General features: G+C 40.8%; 17 protein-coding genes and 1 pseudogene. 10 read left to right on the forward strand and 8 right to left on the reverse strand.

Annotated features, from left to right (window positions below; translation table 11 throughout):
- Window positions 1-97: 97 nt before the first annotated feature.
- From mprF to MKY83_RS04135, 3 genes are all read left to right on the forward strand, one after another.
- On the forward strand, window positions 98-2,668 hold the full coding sequence (mprF, locus tag MKY83_RS04125; RefSeq protein WP_106067549.1) for a bifunctional lysylphosphatidylglycerol flippase/synthetase MprF: 2,571 nt from the start codon (window positions 98-100) through the stop codon (window positions 2,666-2,668).
- 91 nt (window positions 2,669-2,759) lie between these two features.
- The gene (locus tag MKY83_RS04130; RefSeq protein WP_003217810.1) at window positions 2,760-3,308 is read left to right on the forward strand and encodes a thioredoxin family protein; all 549 of its coding nucleotides are present in this window, start codon (window positions 2,760-2,762) and stop codon (window positions 3,306-3,308) included.
- Window positions 3,309-3,644: 336 nt separating this feature from the next.
- Complete coding sequence (locus MKY83_RS04135) at window positions 3,645-4,112, forward strand: DUF393 domain-containing protein (RefSeq protein ID WP_003217856.1); 468 nt, start codon at window positions 3,645-3,647, stop codon at window positions 4,110-4,112.
- A 36-nt stretch (window positions 4,113-4,148) separates the two neighbouring features.
- On the opposite strand, the gene MKY83_RS04140 is transcribed toward MKY83_RS04135, so the two are convergent.
- Complete coding sequence (locus MKY83_RS04140) at window positions 4,149-5,405, reverse strand: transcriptional regulator (protein WP_185108757.1); 1,257 nt, start codon at window positions 5,403-5,405, stop codon at window positions 4,149-4,151.
- A gap of 274 nt (window positions 5,406-5,679) precedes the next feature.
- Here MKY83_RS04140 and MKY83_RS04145 point away from each other — a divergent pair, with 274 nt between their 5' ends.
- On the forward strand, window positions 5,680-6,267 hold the full coding sequence (locus MKY83_RS04145; protein WP_185108759.1) for a nitroreductase: 588 nt from the start codon (window positions 5,680-5,682) through the stop codon (window positions 6,265-6,267).
- 39 nt (window positions 6,268-6,306) lie between these two features.
- Here MKY83_RS04145 and MKY83_RS04150 read toward each other — a convergent pair whose 3' ends face one another.
- The 3 genes from MKY83_RS04150 to MKY83_RS04160 form a co-directional block, all read right to left on the reverse strand.
- Window positions 6,307-6,462: a YfhD family protein gene (locus MKY83_RS04150; protein WP_003217852.1), complete on the reverse strand. Its 156-nt coding sequence runs from the start codon at window positions 6,460-6,462 to the stop codon at window positions 6,307-6,309.
- Between the two features lie 61 nt (window positions 6,463-6,523).
- Window positions 6,524-6,634, reverse strand: coding sequence for a YfhE family protein (locus tag MKY83_RS04155; RefSeq protein WP_017358836.1), 111 nt, complete (start codon window positions 6,632-6,634; stop codon window positions 6,524-6,526).
- Window positions 6,635-6,686: 52 nt separating this feature from the next.
- Complete coding sequence (locus MKY83_RS04160; protein WP_106067547.1) at window positions 6,687-7,583, reverse strand: TIGR01777 family oxidoreductase; 897 nt, start codon at window positions 7,581-7,583, stop codon at window positions 6,687-6,689.
- Window positions 7,584-7,677: 94 nt separating this feature from the next.
- Between MKY83_RS04160 and recX the strand changes: the two genes are divergently transcribed.
- Window positions 7,678-8,469 (forward strand): recombination regulator RecX, encoded by a 792-nt coding sequence (gene recX, locus MKY83_RS04165; RefSeq protein WP_106067546.1) that lies wholly within the window; start codon window positions 7,678-7,680, stop codon window positions 8,467-8,469.
- Between the two features lie 3 nt (window positions 8,470-8,472).
- Window positions 8,473-8,787 (forward strand): YfhH family protein, encoded by a 315-nt coding sequence (locus tag MKY83_RS04170; RefSeq protein WP_106030246.1) that lies wholly within the window; start codon window positions 8,473-8,475, stop codon window positions 8,785-8,787.
- Between the two features lie 165 nt (window positions 8,788-8,952).
- Here MKY83_RS04170 and MKY83_RS04175 read toward each other — a convergent pair whose 3' ends face one another.
- Together MKY83_RS04175 and MKY83_RS04180 are read right to left on the reverse strand one after the other, a co-directional pair.
- A complete protein-coding gene (locus MKY83_RS04175) occupies window positions 8,953-9,126 on the reverse strand; it encodes a YpzG family protein (protein ID WP_003217811.1) in 174 nt (57 codons plus the stop codon).
- Between the two features lie 25 nt (window positions 9,127-9,151).
- A pseudogene (locus MKY83_RS04180) lies at window positions 9,152-9,302 on the reverse strand (small, acid-soluble spore protein K).
- Between the two features lie 116 nt (window positions 9,303-9,418).
- Between MKY83_RS04180 and MKY83_RS04185 the strand changes: the two are divergent.
- The 3 genes from MKY83_RS04185 to MKY83_RS04195 all read left to right on the forward strand — a co-directional run bounded on the left by MKY83_RS04185 (window position 9,419) and on the right by MKY83_RS04195 (window position 13,643).
- Window positions 9,419-9,691, forward strand: coding sequence for a YfhJ family protein (locus tag MKY83_RS04185; RefSeq protein ID WP_044139690.1), 273 nt, complete (start codon window positions 9,419-9,421; stop codon window positions 9,689-9,691).
- Window positions 9,692-9,980: 289 nt separating this feature from the next.
- Window positions 9,981-10,964 (forward strand): glycosyltransferase family 2 protein, encoded by a 984-nt coding sequence (locus MKY83_RS04190; protein ID WP_003217835.1) that lies wholly within the window; start codon window positions 9,981-9,983, stop codon window positions 10,962-10,964.
- Between the two features lie 87 nt (window positions 10,965-11,051).
- Window positions 11,052-13,643, forward strand: coding sequence for a YfhO family protein (locus MKY83_RS04195; RefSeq protein ID WP_342488189.1), 2,592 nt, complete (start codon window positions 11,052-11,054; stop codon window positions 13,641-13,643).
- 22 nt (window positions 13,644-13,665) lie between these two features.
- Here MKY83_RS04195 and MKY83_RS04200 read toward each other — a convergent pair whose 3' ends face one another.
- The gene (locus tag MKY83_RS04200; RefSeq protein WP_342488190.1) at window positions 13,666-14,799 is read right to left on the reverse strand and encodes an NAD(P)/FAD-dependent oxidoreductase; all 1,134 of its coding nucleotides are present in this window, start codon (window positions 14,797-14,799) and stop codon (window positions 13,666-13,668) included.
- Window positions 14,800-15,005: 206 nt separating this feature from the next.
- Between MKY83_RS04200 and MKY83_RS04205 the strand changes: the two genes are divergently transcribed.
- On the forward strand, window positions 15,006-15,473 hold the full coding sequence (locus MKY83_RS04205; protein WP_342488191.1) for a DinB family protein: 468 nt from the start codon (window positions 15,006-15,008) through the stop codon (window positions 15,471-15,473).
- Window positions 15,474-15,475: 2 nt separating this feature from the next.
- On the opposite strand, the gene MKY83_RS04210 is transcribed toward MKY83_RS04205, so the two are convergent.
- Window positions 15,476-15,898 carry a regulatory YrvL family protein gene (locus MKY83_RS04210; RefSeq protein WP_268455037.1) on the reverse strand — a complete coding sequence of 141 codons (423 nt, stop codon included), beginning with the start codon at window positions 15,896-15,898 and terminating at the stop codon, window positions 15,476-15,478.
- Between the last annotated feature and the right edge of the window lie 48 nt (window positions 15,899-15,946).

Raw genomic sequence — 15,946 nt, forward strand, 5'->3', positions numbered from 1 at the left:
GAGCTTTTGAATGTTAAACTGCATGAATTAAGTGGTATTTGTTGTATAATAATGGTCAGTCGAAATAAATGAAGCAACTTAGAAAGTTGGGAAAAACATGTGGAACAAAAAAACGGGTATGACGATCTTAAAAATGCTTTTTCCGATCGTGATTATCCTTGTCTTAATTTTTGTCGCCAAGAAGGAACTGAGCGGCCTTTCCATTAAAAAAACGTTTTATATCATTGACAGCTTGAATCGAATGGACTTGTTTATTCTTGTTTTTCTTGGACTTGTCGCAGTATTATCGATGTCCTTATATGATTTTATTTTACGAAAAAGCCTGAATATGCCCATCAGCGGCTGGAAAACGATTCGCATTTCTTGGATTGCGAACTCCTTTAACAGTGTCCTTGGGTTTGGCGGTCTATCAGGAGCAGGGCTTAGAACACTTCTATACAAGGAGTACATAACCGATACGAAAAAACTGCTCAAAGGCATTGCCCTTTTGACTTCCTCGGTCCTTTTGGGCTTATCTATTTTCAGCGATCTGATCCTGGTGAGGGTGCTTCCTGTTGAAAGTATTATCAGCCAAGAGCCGTGGTTATGGGCCTTTGTGATCATCTTTGCCTGTATTGTGCCTATTTACATCATTATGGCATCCGTACGAAAAAGCTCGATTGAGAGCGGTGAAAGCGGACTGAAGCATCCGATTTACGCTTATATCGGAGCATCGTTTTTAGAATGGCTGGCAGCTGGTCTCGTCATGTACATGGCTGTCGTCTCTATGGGGATGAATGTCGATGTACGGATTGTATTAGGCGTATTTGCGATTGCGTCAATCGGCGGTTTAATCAGTATGGTTCCGGGCGGATTTGGTTCGTTTGACCTCATCTTTTTACTGAGCATGCAGTACATTGGGTTTGATAAAGAGATGGTGCTGACGGCGCTCGTTTTGTACCGCTTCGTGTATTCGATCTTCCCGTTTATCCTTGGGCTTTGTCTAGCTGCTTACGATTTAACGGGAACGACGCTTAGACGTCTTGAAGGCAATCCGAGAATGGCACCTGCCGTAGAAACAACAAACGTCTTAATTGTGTTACACCGTGCTTTATTAATCCGTTTATTGTACGGATCAGTATCAATTTTAACTTTCGGAAGCGGCTTGCTCATCATGGCGTCTGTTGTGCTTCCTGTCGATCGATTAGGCGTGATTACGAGCATTCCACGCTTTCTATTATCAGGATTTAATGGTCTTTCTTTAATGTTCGGCATCGTCCTGATGATTTTGTCCATTGAAGTGTATAAACGAACGAAAAGATCGTATGTGCTGACGATGATCGCCCTAGCAGGCGGCTTTGTGTTTACTTTGTTAAAAGGATTTAACCTGAGTCTCATCTTTATTCTGCCAGTCATCATGGTTGTATTTTTCTCTCTTCGAAATCAATTTGTGAAGCAGCAGGCCCCTTATTCCTTGTATCAGTTTGTGGCGGCTGCCGCTGGTTATTTACTCGTGCTGTTTAACTATAATGTCATCGGCAACTTTATTTGGACAAAAATTGGACATTTCTTGAGTAGGGATTACCTGGTGCATAATGAACGGCATATCACAATGACAAGCATGATTGCGCTCATCGGTGTACCGCTTTTTTTCTTCATTAGCAGATTGATTTTTAATAAAAGAGCATTTCCGATTGGAGAAATAGCAGATGAGGAAAAATTAAAAACGTTTTTAGAGGAAAAGGGTGGAAATGCCCTCAGTCATCTTGGCTTTTTAGGCGATAAAAAATTATTTTTCTCAAGTGATGGAGAGGCGATGCTTCAATTTGGGCGCATTGGCCGCTGCGTCATTGTGCTTGGAGATCCATCTGGACGTAAATCGTCCTATCCACTTGTACTTGAAGAGTTTCTACAGCAGACAGAAAAAGCAGGCTATCGCGTTGCTTTTTATCAAGTAGAACGGGAAGGGATGGCGCTCTACCATGACTTAGGCTTTCATTTCTTTAAGCTTGGAGAAGAAGCCATGGTCGATTTAGAAACGTTCTCTCTTTCCGGTAAGAAAAAATCAAATTTACGGGCTGTGGCCAATAAGTTTGAACGAGAAGGCTATACGTTTGAAATGCTGGAACCGCCTTTTTCAGGTGAGCTTATCTCAACTTTAAAACGGATTTCTGACAGCTGGCTCGGAAAGAAAAATGAAAAAGGATTTTCGCTCGGCTATTTTCAAGAAGATTATCTTCAAAAAGCACCGATTGCGATTCTGAAGGATGAACAAGGGGAGATCATTTCTTTTGTATCACTAATGCCGATGTATCAAGAAGGGGAGATTTCCATCGACCTAATGCGTCATATGCACGATGCACCGAACGGGATGATGGATGCGCTGTTTATCCACCTTTTTCAATGGGCGAAAGAAAAAGGCTACAAATCCTTTAACATGGGAATGGCGCCTTTATCAAATGTAGGAACATTTCATCAATCTTTCCTCACGGAGCGTTTGGCGAGTGTTATTTTCAACAACGTCAGATTTATGTACAGCTTCAGCGGATTACGGTCGTTTAAACAGAAATATAAACCTGAATGGCGCGGGAAATATTTAGCGTATAAAAAGAATACATCATTACCTGTCACAATGGTGCTTGTCACCAAGCTGATTGGGATGGACCCAAATCGCAACCGGCGTCCATAGATCAAAAACCTTTACCTTTCACTAGGTGAAGGTTTTTTTAGACAAAAGAATAGCAAAAGTGGTAAAGTTGAAGAGTAAGGGGGATGTAAATATGACATTAAATGAATGGTTTAAAAAGGGATTAACTGAACGTACATATGTACACAACATGGAGAAAAACCGAGAAAATCTACTCACGGTGTACAACCAGTACGCAATTCATCAAAAAGAAAAAGAGCTGCTTCAAAAGCTGCAAAAGAAAAAGCTCAGAGCGCTTGTCATCACAGCGGATTGGTGCGGAGATGCGATGGTCAATGTACCAATTTTCATGCGTATTGCAAGTGAAGCACTCATTGATGCGCGCTATTTCATTCGGGACGAGCATCTAGATCTGATGGATCAGTATTTAACGAACGGGACCGCAAGATCGATTCCGATTATCGTGATCATTGATCAGGATGGGAATGAAGTAGGTAAATGGGGACCACGTTCAACAGAAGCACAGCGATTTGTTGATGAGAAAAAACCCGACAAGGATGCCCCTGATTTTGAGGAAGCTTTTCAAGTATTTGCGAAAGAAGCCGCACATCACTATACGACAGATCGTTACTTATGGAAAGATATTGAGAAAGAAATAGTAGAAGTTTTGGAAAAAATATAAACCAAAAGACTACTTCGCCGCAACGGGAAGTAGTCTTTTTTTATCTTGTTTTTGCGTCTCACCTACAAAACACCGCATAAAGATGTAGAAAAACCGCAGAATTCTACAAAAAACCGCAGAAAACCGCAACGCATCACGATTTTCCCAACCATTTTTAGTTGAAAAACCTCATATGTGCCATGAAAACCTTAATTTTGCCCTTATCTAAAGGCTCATATAACGCACGTTGGTTTGCTTTTTCCCAATACAAGAGGCCCAGCAACTATAGTAATCTAGTTGTAATCTCCTTTGAACGAACTAAAAAACAAATGACGGAAAAGGGCTGGCGATCAATCTATGAAAAAAATCATTTATCTCGATCAAGAAAAAAAGAAGCTCGCTGAATCGAAAAAAAGAGAACAGCGTTCCATCAAATCACTTAGGCTGCTTGTGTTTTATGACGGGCAAAGTCCTTCATGTGCAAAAGCGATGGACTTGTTGAAAGCTCTCGATTGGAAGAACCGTATTCATTTTGAATCCTTTAGACACTCGCAGCTGCTCAAACTGAACAAAATAAGTGAAGAAAAGGCAGAAAAGCGAATCGTGTCAATTTCCTTAGCCAAAAACCAAAAAAACTCAGGGATCTATACATGGCTGAAAATTGCTTGCAATATCCCTGCATTATGGGGAACGATCCCATTCATCGTGCTCAGCATTTGGTTAGGTTTTGGTCAGCATGCGTACGATTACTTTGCGAGAAAACGGTATGTTCATTCAGTCAAACAAGTCACCCGTCCTGATACAGATCAACAGAAGACCATTTAATGAATAGGAAAAGCATGACCTTCGATCGGCAGAAGGTCATGCTTTTTTGTAATAGGGGACATATGATGCAAGATGATGGAGCAGCGTTCTCGTGTAGGACATAAACGCATGTTCGTCAAGCTCAGAAGCCGCATAGGAAAGCAAGGTTCTAAGAGCAAACAAGTACTCACTGTGCAGCTCATTTTGTTTAAAGTAAGGAAGGGCTGCTTCGATCAAATAGGTTTTCAAATCAAGAGGGTTTTCCTCAATCATTAATTTATAGATTTTGATCATATATAAACAGTTTGGCTGAATACGAGGCTGTTTTAACAGCTCATGTATGTAGGGAAGTGCCTTTTTGCGGTCATATTCAGCATATAATGTTGCAATTTCATACAGTGTTTCACAGTAACGGTCTTCTATCTGTTCTTGATTAAAGTAATTGAGTGAATCTAGTAAATAAGGCACAGCTGAAGAGAAATCGCCTGCACGTTTTAAGAGCACACCGTAATAAAAATAAGCGGTCATTTTAATATAGGCATCAGGATAAAGGGACGTGTGCAAAATTACTTCTTTTAAATATTTCTTCGCTGTTTGAAAGGCTTTTAGTTCCAGTGAGATCACGCCATGAATGAGTGTGCAGTGAATGATCCGCTTGAAATTGTTCTTTTGTCTATATAAATCCATGGCTTGATGGGTTGCTTCAAGCGCATCGCCAAGAAGTCCCATGTTTCCAAGTGCTTTTGCATAGTGATAATAGAGGTCACTTTGTTCAACAGACGCGTAAGAAAAGCAACTCTCAAGTTTCTTTATGCCTTCTTCAAGCTGACCATTTTTAATGAGATGAATGCCATCTAGATATTCAAATATTTCTTTTTCCGTTTCAATAAAGGTTTTTTCAAACTTTTTAAGCACGCGGTGTGTTTTTAAGGCAAGCGGCTGCTTGTCCGATAATAAATAAAATTGAAATAAGGACAAATGATACTGAATGCCTAAATCCAGAGAAAAGAACTGTTCCTCGTGCTGAATGATCATTTCTGCATTTTGTTCAGCTTGATCGAGTGCATAGAAATACATATTCATTTGAAACTCATCCAAGAGTGACAGCAGATGACGCGCCTTTTGTGACAGCGTTTCTTGACTGATGCCAAGTCGTTCAAGCAGTAGATTGATCGTATCTTGATTGGCCTCCTTTGAGCCATTTTCGATTTTACTTAAATGAGAGACAGAACAAATTCCTTCTGCCAATTCAGATTGGGTCATATTTTGTTTATAACGGTAGAGCTTAATGATTTGCCCGATATTGATTTTCATTCCATCCAGAAGCCTCCCTTCCAATCATGGGTTGAAAGCCTTTTGACAAAATAACCGAATCAGACAAAATGGGAATATACCTGAAATCATTTCATCATATTGGCTTTTTTATCAAAATTTGTTTAAAACGTAATATGATTGTAACATTACTTGAAAAACTCAAACAACTTTTTAGCAGACGGGATGGGATACACCATTTGCAACTGCTCGAAATGATGTTTATAATGTGAATGAGAATCAATTTCAATTAAGATTGATTGAAAGGATGACACATATGCCAGAAATCAAACAACAAACAGAAGCGTTAACGGTACGAGACGCTGTCAGATATAGACGATCCATTCGAAAATTTAAAGAAACGCCGGTGGCCATTGAGCAGCTTCAGCCGTTATTAGAGGATGCGGTCTATGCACCGAATCATAAAATTACGGAGCCTTGGCGCTTTCTATATGCGGTGACGGATGAAGCGAAAGCGACATTTATTGATCGCTTCATTGCGTTCTTCAAGCGCAACAATCCAGATGCAAAGGAAGAAAAGATCAATCAATATAGAGATTACTTTTCAAAAGTCCCAGCCCTTTTACTTGTAGTGTTAAAGGAAGACGAGAATCCAGTCGTGAGAAATGATGATTTTGCCGCTGTGAGCGCGCTCATTCAAAACTTCCAGCTGCTTGCTTGGGATCAAGGAATCGGTATGGTCTGGAAGAGCGGCCGCATCTTATACGACAAAGGCTTTCAACAGGACATGGGCCTAAAGGAAAACGAGCGGTTTGCTGCCATCCTTCATATTGGTTATCCAGAAGAGGTGCCTGAGGAAAAATCACGTCAGAAAGCATCAAGTCTTCTTACTGAAATCAAATAAGTCAAAAAGCAGACCGCTGAATAAGGTCTGCTTTTTGACTTATTGTTTTTTGGCGCGCTGGTCGGCTGCTTTCATACGTGCCATTGCTTTTACGTCATTCGGATCTGCAAGTTCTTTGGAAAATTCAACATATTCGCCATCCGACTCTTGTGCTGCAAGTTCGTGATTGGCTTTTTGGTGTTGGTCTTTTTTCAAAGCCTTTCCCTCCTTTACAAGATCACTTTAGTTATGTGCTTGTTGGAGTGGAATATCCATCTTATTTGTTTCTTTTTTCTGCTGCTCTTTCCGCTTTTTTGAATTCCTGCTGATACAGGACTTCCTGGGTTTTCTTCAGCTTTGAAGTTGGCTGGTGTTCTTTTTTCTTCATCAAAATCGCCCCCTCATCTCATTTCTAATAGGATGGGTGTTTTTGACAAAAATTATTCCTCTGAATGTAAAATCGCTTCTTTTAATTCAGGATGCAAAAAGTCATAAGAAGAAAGCAAAGCCTTTTTCGGCAGCGCACGCTGTCCTTCTAAAACAAGTAATGACATTTCGCCAAGTGCCGTTTGAATGACAAAGGACGGGACCTTTAGCCAGTGGGGGCGGTGAAGGGCAGACGCAATCGTTTGTCCGAGCTGCTTCATTTGAACAGGATTCGGTGATGTGACATTGAGTGGACCTGAGATGTCGTCATTGTGTATTGCATAAGCCATGAGATGTGCCACGTCTTCGACATGAACCCATGAAACCCATTGCGAGCCGGAGCCAATCGTTCCGCCGGCAAATAGTTTATATGGCAGTGTCATCAGTGGCAGTGTACCTTTTTCTCCTAATACGACGCCAAAGCGTGTGTAGACCGTACGAATGCCGAGTGCATCAATTTTTTGCCCCTCAGCTTCCCAACGCTTTGATGTATGACTTAAGAAATCAGTATCCGCAGGAGGTGATTCCTCTGTAAAATCTCCTGTTAGAGACGTGCCATAAATTCCGACAGCACTTGCTTGAATGAGCACAGATGGTTTCGATTCCTGCGCTTCTATAATGCGTCTCACTTCTTGTGTGGATTGAATACGGCTAGAGAGGATGCCTTCTTTTGCCTTGTCTGTCCAGCGGGTGAAAATGGATTTTCCAGCAAGGTTAATCCAGACATCAATCGCAGGCAATTCATGCTCAGGCGCAGCACCTTCTGTCAGCCACTGCACATAGTGTAAATGATTTTGTTCGGATTCCTTTGGATTTCTTGTTAAAATATATAGATGATGTCCTTCAGCAGCCAGCACTTTAGTGACGTGCTGGCCGATAAAACCGGTTCCTCCGGTGATGGCGATATTCAATTGACATCTCTCCTCTCATATACATACTTATATCTTTCACGATTTTGAATCAGAAGAAACATCCTGACTGTTTTAAAAAAGGAGTGATCACAGGATGCCCTATATTACAAAAATCTCTGCTCAGAAAAACAATACAGAGCGGGTGAACATTTTTCTAGATGAAAAATACGCCTTTAGCGTTGATCTAGATGTGCTCGTCCAGCACGATTTGAAAAAAGGGAAAGAGCTGGACGAAGCAGATATCATCGACATTCAATTCGGTGATGCTGTGAAAAAAGGATTTCAACAGGCCGTCGATTATTTATCCTACCGAATGAGATCGGTGAAAGAAGTAACCGATTATTTGACGAAAAAAGAAATCCCAGCACCTGCTATTAGTGAAATTATACACAAATTAAAGCATTACAAGTATGTAAATGATCTTGAATTTGCGGAAGCCTATGTCAGCACCCACCGTAAAACGAACAGCAAAGGGCCGTCCGTCCTGAAAAAAGAGCTAAAGCTCAAAGGAATAGATGATGACAACATTGAACAAGCACTATCGCAATATCCTGATGACTTACAGCTGGAGGAAGCTGTGAAGCAGGTTCAGAAGCTTGTGAGAAAAGAAAAAAATCGTTCCGCAAAAGAGATCGAGCAGCGCATCAAGCTGCAGCTGCAGCGAAAAGGATTTTCGTTTGGGATCATTGATAAAGCCCTTCAAGAAGCCTATGATGGACAAGAAGAGGAAAAGGAAGAAGAAGCGCTCCTTTATATGATGGAGAAGGCAAAACGCAAGGTAGGATATGACGGATCATTTGAAAAGAAGATGAAAGTGAAGCAATTTTTATTCAGAAAAGGCTTTGATCTCGACACAATTGATCACGTTTTAGACAAAGGGGAATGACAGATGGACAAACGTTATAGTGAGATGACGGAATACGAATTGAAGCAGGAGATTGCCTCTCTTTCTGAAAAAGCACGAAAGGCTGAGCAGCTTGGCATTGTGAATGAATATGCCGTCTTAGAACGGAAAATCGATATGGCCAAAGCTTACTTATTAGATCCAGCCTTGATTCAAACGAAAACGACTTATCAAATCAAAGATACAGACGAGCAGTTTTACGTGGAATATTTAAATGGTGTATTTGCGTGGGGACACAGAGTATCAGCTCCAAATAAAGAAGATGCACTGCCAATTTCAATGCTTACGAAAAAGGACTGATCCAGCATGTAGGCAAACCCTCGCATTCGGCGCTAGTCCTGCGTGCTGGTGCTCACGAATGTCAAATTTGCTCCGCGCCAGTACTCGTCCTTCCTAGGGCTGCAAAGGTTTTCTATCACGCTGAAAAGAAGACAAAGGACTGATCCTAGAGATCAGTCCTTTTCTTTACTTCGAACGTTGTTTACGGACGTTGTTCTGAAGTACGATGTCGTGCTGCGTTTGCTGCGTTTCTCCGTTGACCTGAGAGGCAGAATGCTTTGCATTCGCCCATGGTTGAGGGTAAGCGGTTGTCCTTAATTGAACAAAGTCTTCCATATACGATTTCCCATTTGAACTCATATCTCAAGCACTCCCTTTGGAAAAATTAGCGTTTCCCTGATGCCCTCATACGTTTCCTGTGGACGTGTATTCGTCTCACCATTCGGCCTTTTAGACGCATAAGCATCTGTGGCGCCTGGCTCGCCTTCAAATTTGTGATTCACTTGATTTGGAAAACCTTTTGCTTTATTACGCATATCGATTCCCTCCAAACAATACAAATCATTTGCGTCTTTTGAAGACGTAAGGGTAGTATATGAAAAAAGAGGTTTTTTTAAAAAGGCACTTTCTGCTAGATGAAGGAGGAACCGACATGGAACAATACTTTGAGCGACTAACAGAACAACTCATGGAAAAAAACAATATGCTGACATATGACGAAGCACGTACATGGGTAGAGCTGCTTTGGAGTGATTTTGAAACAACCTATGCAAAGGCTGGCTACAAGTATAAAGGACAGGAAACAACTGAACGGATTGTCCAAGAGTGGATTGAGAGCTACGGTGCGCAGCTGCATTTATTCCAAAATAAACAATCGAAGGCAAACGAGCATCTACAAGGGCAGAATAAAGGGCTGCTTCATTAAAAAAAGTGCCCCTCATCTTTTTCAAGAAATAGGAAAATATATAAATGAGTAAACAATTTTAAGAGACAATACCCAGCCTGTGATCGAAATTACAGGCTTTTTACAATGGTTAAACTTAAAATTACATTAAATTCATCTTACTGAAAATCACTGGAAATAAAACTCTGATATAATAGAACGATTAAAGATACATGTAATTTATGGATAATAAAAAAGGGTTTCGTTTCCTGACAAAAAAGGAATAATGAACATATCAGACTATGTGAAAAAAGTGAAGAGAAGGTGCGATATGGAACGAGAATTGCTCTCTGTTATAATTCCTTCTTACAATGAAGGTGAAAACATCAGACGAATCTTTGAGGCACTCGAGGAAGAGTTTCGCGATTTTCATTATGACTTTGAAATCATTTTTGTGAATGATGGAAGCAAAGATAATACACTTCAATACATGAGAGAGCTCTCTCGCAAAAGTGCAAAGGTCAAATACATTTCCTTCTCACGTAACTTTGGGAAGGAAGCCGCTATACTTGCAGGACTTGAATATGCGAAGGGAGTAGCTGCGATCATCATGGACGCCGACCTGCAGCACCCAACGTATTTGATTCAGGACTTCGTCAGAGGATATGAAGAAGGCTACCATCAAGTCATTGCCAAACGGAACCGTAAAGGAGACAGCAAGCTTCGCTCTTACTTATCATCCATGTACTATAAAGTGATGAACAAGGTAGTCGAAGTGGACTTGCGTGATGGCGTCGGAGATTTCCGTTTGATTTCGCGCCAAGCAATCGATGCATTGCTTCAGCTAAAAGAAGGAAATCGTTTTTCAAAAGGGCTTTTTTGCTGGATTGGGTTTGAAGAAAAGGTCATCTATTATGAAAATGTAGAAAGACAGCATGGTGATACAAAATGGTCATTAAAGAAGTTGTTTAACTACGGCATAGATGGCGTCATTTCTTTTAACAACCGCCCGCTGCGTATTTGTTTTTATACTGGCATACTGATCTTATTCCTTTCTTTGATTTACATCGTTGCCACCTTTATTCAAATCGTCAGAACGGGCGTGATGGTACCTGGTTATTTCACTTTAATATCGGCTGTGCTTTTCCTCGGAGGTGTCCAGCTTTTGAGTCTAGGTGTGATTGGAGAATATATTGGCCGCATTTATTATGAAACGAAAAAGAGGCCACATTATTTGATCCAAGAATCAAATGTCATGCAGCAAGAGACAAGCTCAAAGGAACAAGACCGAGTGTTAACACAGTTATTTAAATAACGTGGAGTCAAATAACCGGCAAGCACGAATCGCTTGCTGGGTTGTTTTGTTTCAAAGAACAATGGATCTTTTGTGGAAAGGATTTAGATGATGAAACGTAGATGGATAATCATTGGAATGTGCCTCATTCTTGCATTATTAGGCCACTCCTTTTTCTTATATGAATATACGCAAGGCCGGTACATGACAGGAGATGGGGATGGCATCTCGCAAATGCTCCCATTTAAAAAGCTGCTTTACGACGAATATGTCAAAGGGAATTTCTTTTATTCCTATCAATTCGGTCTAGGCGGCGGTACATACACGCAATTAGGGTATTATTTCACAACGTCGACGGTCTTTATGGTGACAGTCGCTGTCGTCTGGCTGATGAATGCGCTCCATCTCATACAGTCAACGGACATTCATTTCTGGGCAAATGCCGTGATTTGGCTGAGTGTAATCAAGCTGACGCTCATTCTATTCATTGCTTACCGTGTGCTTCTTTCAATGGTTCAAAATAGACTGGGTGCACTGACAGGTGCCGCAATTTATGGATTATCTATTGTGTATTTCCGGCATCAAACGTTTTGGGAATTTTTCACCGACAGCATGATGTGGCTTCCGCTGCTTGTACTTGGGGTTGAGCGGATATTCAAAACGGGTAAGCCGGCTTGGTTTATTTTGGCGTGCAGCCTGATGCTCATCAACAACTTTTACTTTGCTTATATTCACTTTATCTTTTTAGCGATATATCTTGTCTTCAGATATATGATCAAGCTACGAAGTGAGGAGCGCGGGTGGAAAGTGTTCTGGACACTTGCGATCTCTACGCTGTTATCCTTTGGGATCAGTGCCGCCTTTTTTATCCCGTCTGTTTATGGCTTTCTTAACAATATAAGACCGCCGTATGAACAGGTCATTCCTTGGTTCGAGCTGCATGATCATCTGCTGTTTACGAGCAGGGTGTATTTATTACCCGTGATTTTTCTGATTTGTCTGTTTCTCGTACCGCTTTACCGGAACAGATGGTTTTTCATGTTTACATCGATCAGCGCTCTGCTCATTGTTTTTCACTACAGTCCAAAGATAGCGAGTGTGTTTAATGGTTTTTCAGCACCGCAGTACAGATTTGAATACATTCTTGCCTTTACAGTTGGAGCGGTCGTTGCCATCACGATCAAGCATTTCTCACAAATCGAGTGGAAGTGGAAAAAGCGTGCGGTCTTAGGCGCTTGGATCGTGTTCCTTCTTGCTGTCGTCCTTTCAGAACGAGCAAAGGGAAACATGGATGTCGTTGTGTTTACAGGCATAGGATTGTTTGTGATTAGCTTGTTCTTCCTATGGATGCATGCGGAAAAACGCCAGCACCTTCGTCTCTTTTCAGCTGTGCTTATTGCCATTAGCCTACTGACAGCAGGCGTGTATCAGCAGGGATACTTATCTGAAAGAAGCAATATTAAGAGCGTATCAGATACGTATCTGAATAGTGAGGCATATGCTGGCCATGAACAAATGAAGCTGATCCAGCAAATTCAAAGCCGCTCAAAAGATCCGCTCGCCCGGATTGATTGGATGAATGGCGTGCGAAACAATACCCCATTATTTGAAGGCTTTCAAGGCATGAGTGTGTATTCAAGTATATTGAATCAGCATTTGCTCAATTTCTACTGGAATGACCTGCAAATCGATATGGGGAGGGAAAGTGTCAGCCGGTATGCAACAATGGGGGACAGGGCGAATTTATACAGCCTGACCTACGGAAAGTATTATATGAGAGACAACACAATGTCTTACTCACCGCCAGCTTATTTTAAGCCAATCTTGAAAAGTGAGCATTATGAGGTATATGAAAATACGCGGTCACTGCCATTTGCAAGAACAACGAGCACCGTTTATTCAGAACAATCCTTAAAGGATGCCTCAGCACTTGATAAAGAGCATGCGATGCTGCAAGGCGTCATTTTAGACAAGAAAGGAAACGCTGAAATCGAGCGCGCAGCAGATCGAGTCAAAGATACGAATATTCATACGGAACAAGCTGTATACGAACATGGCGTGCTTGATGTATACGGAGAAATGGGCGGTCTGAATATCACACTGCCAGATGACATCGCTCGCGTGGGGGATGTGTATGTGAGCTTTTATGTGAAGCGCACCGACCGTAACGAAGGATTTCAGTTATCCGTTGACGACTATGTCACATCACGAAAAAGCAATACATCCATCTACAAAACAGGTGTCAATGAAGTGACGATTCGGGTCCCAGCGGAAAAGATCCTCTCCATTCGAGTACCAAAAGGGACATACGAGCTCAATCAACTGAAGCTGTATCAAGAACCTTACCGCGTCCTAGAGAAAGCATATGAAAAAGAAAAACAGGATGATGGCAGCCAGCAAGTAAAGCTTAAAAACAACCGCTTTTCGATTTCATATGATAACAAGCGCAGTGATGACTACATGATTCTGCCTGTTCCATATGAAAAAGGCTGGGAGCTCACGGTGAACGGACACAAAACCGATATTGAAAAAGCCAACTACACTTTTATTGGCTTTCCAATAGAAAAAGGGAAAAACGAGATTGTGCTAACCTACTATCCGCCTTATATCAGAATTCTTGCATTGATTTCACTCGTCAGTTTGATTGGTGCGATCCTATATGCACGGAGAAAACACAAGAAACACCACTTTTCATCATAAGTGGTGTTTTTTATTTTTCATCTCATACGTATGTTTCTTCATCCCATTCAATATTGTATTCGTTCATTTTTTTATCAATATCATTCTGAATACCCATGTGCTGAAATAGCGCATTCAATTCTTCTGTCCTCTTTCTTCGATCCTTTTCATAATAATAGAACGCATCTCGATAATCATGATCTCTTAGCATCTTTGCTATGACCATGGCATCTTCTAGACTATACGATGCTCCTTGACCAACAAAAGGATTTGCTGTATGTACAGCATCACCTATAAGAACAACTCGTCCTTTTGACCACACAGGAAGATCCTTTATTTCATAGATACTTCTTGGAAAGAACATGTCTGTATGATCGATGATGTCAGAAAGGTGTTTAGGAATGTTCCAATGTTCCATTTGTTTATATAATAACTGTCTGATGGTTTCTTTATTGGCTTTCTCAAAATGTTTTGTAGGTAACTTCTCAGGACACTGAGAGAAAGCTTGCCATAAAATATTCATTTTATTTGTTGGATGCGCTTTTCCAAAAATGAATTGAAAGTTTCCGTCATTGTAAAAATAACTTGTTGCCTCATCCAATACAAAATCCTTCACAAACGATACTCCTTGAAGTCCCCAAAAACCGCTATAGTCTAATTTAGCATTAAACGCAACAGCCTCTCTTGTTTTCGAAAAAGTTCCATCTGCTCCTATTACGATATCACCTGTTATCTCAGTTTCATCTTCAAAAAGAACCTGTACGGAATGAGGCAGCTGTTTGATCGAGGTTAACTTTTTGTTGTATTTCACTTCTATTCCTTGACGGTGAACTTCTTTTAAAAGTGATTTGATGATTTGGTCTCTCATGACGTTCAGTAAAGGGGCATCATAATATTTTTCACTATAATTGTGAAAGATCGCTTCTACTTCATTTTCACTGTTTATTTGCTGGATCTTCTTTATCACTGTTGCATTTGCTATCACTTCATTTTTACACCCGATTTCATCCAAAATCTTTACCCCATTCGGAGACAGTAAAAAACCTGCTCCTGTTTCTAATTCTTCATCTGACCTGCTTTCATAAATCGTACTTTCCATCCCAGCCTTTTTTAAAAATAAAGAAGTAGCCAATCCTGCTACACCACTGCCGATAATGATCACATGTTGAGATTTCATTATTTCCCCTCCTCTTCTATAAACAGACCAGTCGGTTTATTTTAGTGCAAAAAAATAAGCTTTTTCATATAGGACAGCGTATCACAATTCCCCCTCTTCATTTGGTAATTAAAGTATATGATAATATGTTATAAATGATTTCGCAAGAATGAAACTAACCAATTTCTAATCAACTTCTTTTAAAAACATGAAGGGGATAACAAAACATGAACAAAGACACCGTGATAAAACACTATGAACACACCCTTGAATGGGTACTGTCACTAGCGGATGTAACAGACGAAGAATGGCGCAGCGCCATCGCTGATGGAAAATGGAGCATTGCTGAGATCATCGCTCATTTCGTTCCGTGGGATGAATTTATTTTACATGATCGCCTAAAGGAATTTTGGAACGATCGGGCGATTTGTAAGGCACCTGATGTGCATGAAATGAATATACAGTCAGCCGAAAGGGCAAGACACGAAGAGAGAAGCGAGACGATCGGGCGATTTATTGCTATCAGAACAGAATTGCTTCAAGAAATGAAGAAAATCGAAGCATCTCGCTGGAATACATCCTTTTTGATCGGTCAAACCGAGCTGACGTTATCAAGTTATTTTCCAGGTTTGATTAAGCATGATATTCATCATATGGAGCAGGTCAAACAAGCGCTCTCAACAGAAAGACGATAGCCTCACGAAGCTTCCTTATCAAATGGAAACGTCGCATAATCAAACAAAAAATGAAATAGCCAAAGACTAAGCGCAAAGAGAATTTCTTCAGAAGTAGACAGTAAAATGCCGTCAACCAATTCGTCTGATAAATAGACAGCACCCCAAATAAACAAAAGGTGAAATAAGATGGCATAGAAAACGATGGATCGTTTTTTGGACCGGCATTTTCGAACAAACCGCATGAGCACGTGTTCCAGATGTTCAAAAGAGATTCCGAGTACAACATAGATGCCCATAAACAGTAGCAGCGATAAAATCGATTGATAAAAAGCACCCGTCAAATGAAAGAACAGCACACAAAACAACAAAAATATGTAACAGATAGCCGACGTCGCCATCAGCCATTTCAGCCCTTGCCATAAAGCGTGAACAGATTGCTGCATGGGTAAACAACACTCCTTTACATGAAGATACCTGCAAAAAGGACAGCC

The organism is Bacillus sp. FSL M8-0266 (assembly GCF_038613425.1).
Classification (GTDB): domain Bacteria; phylum Bacillota; class Bacilli; order Bacillales; family Bacillaceae; genus Bacillus; species Bacillus pumilus.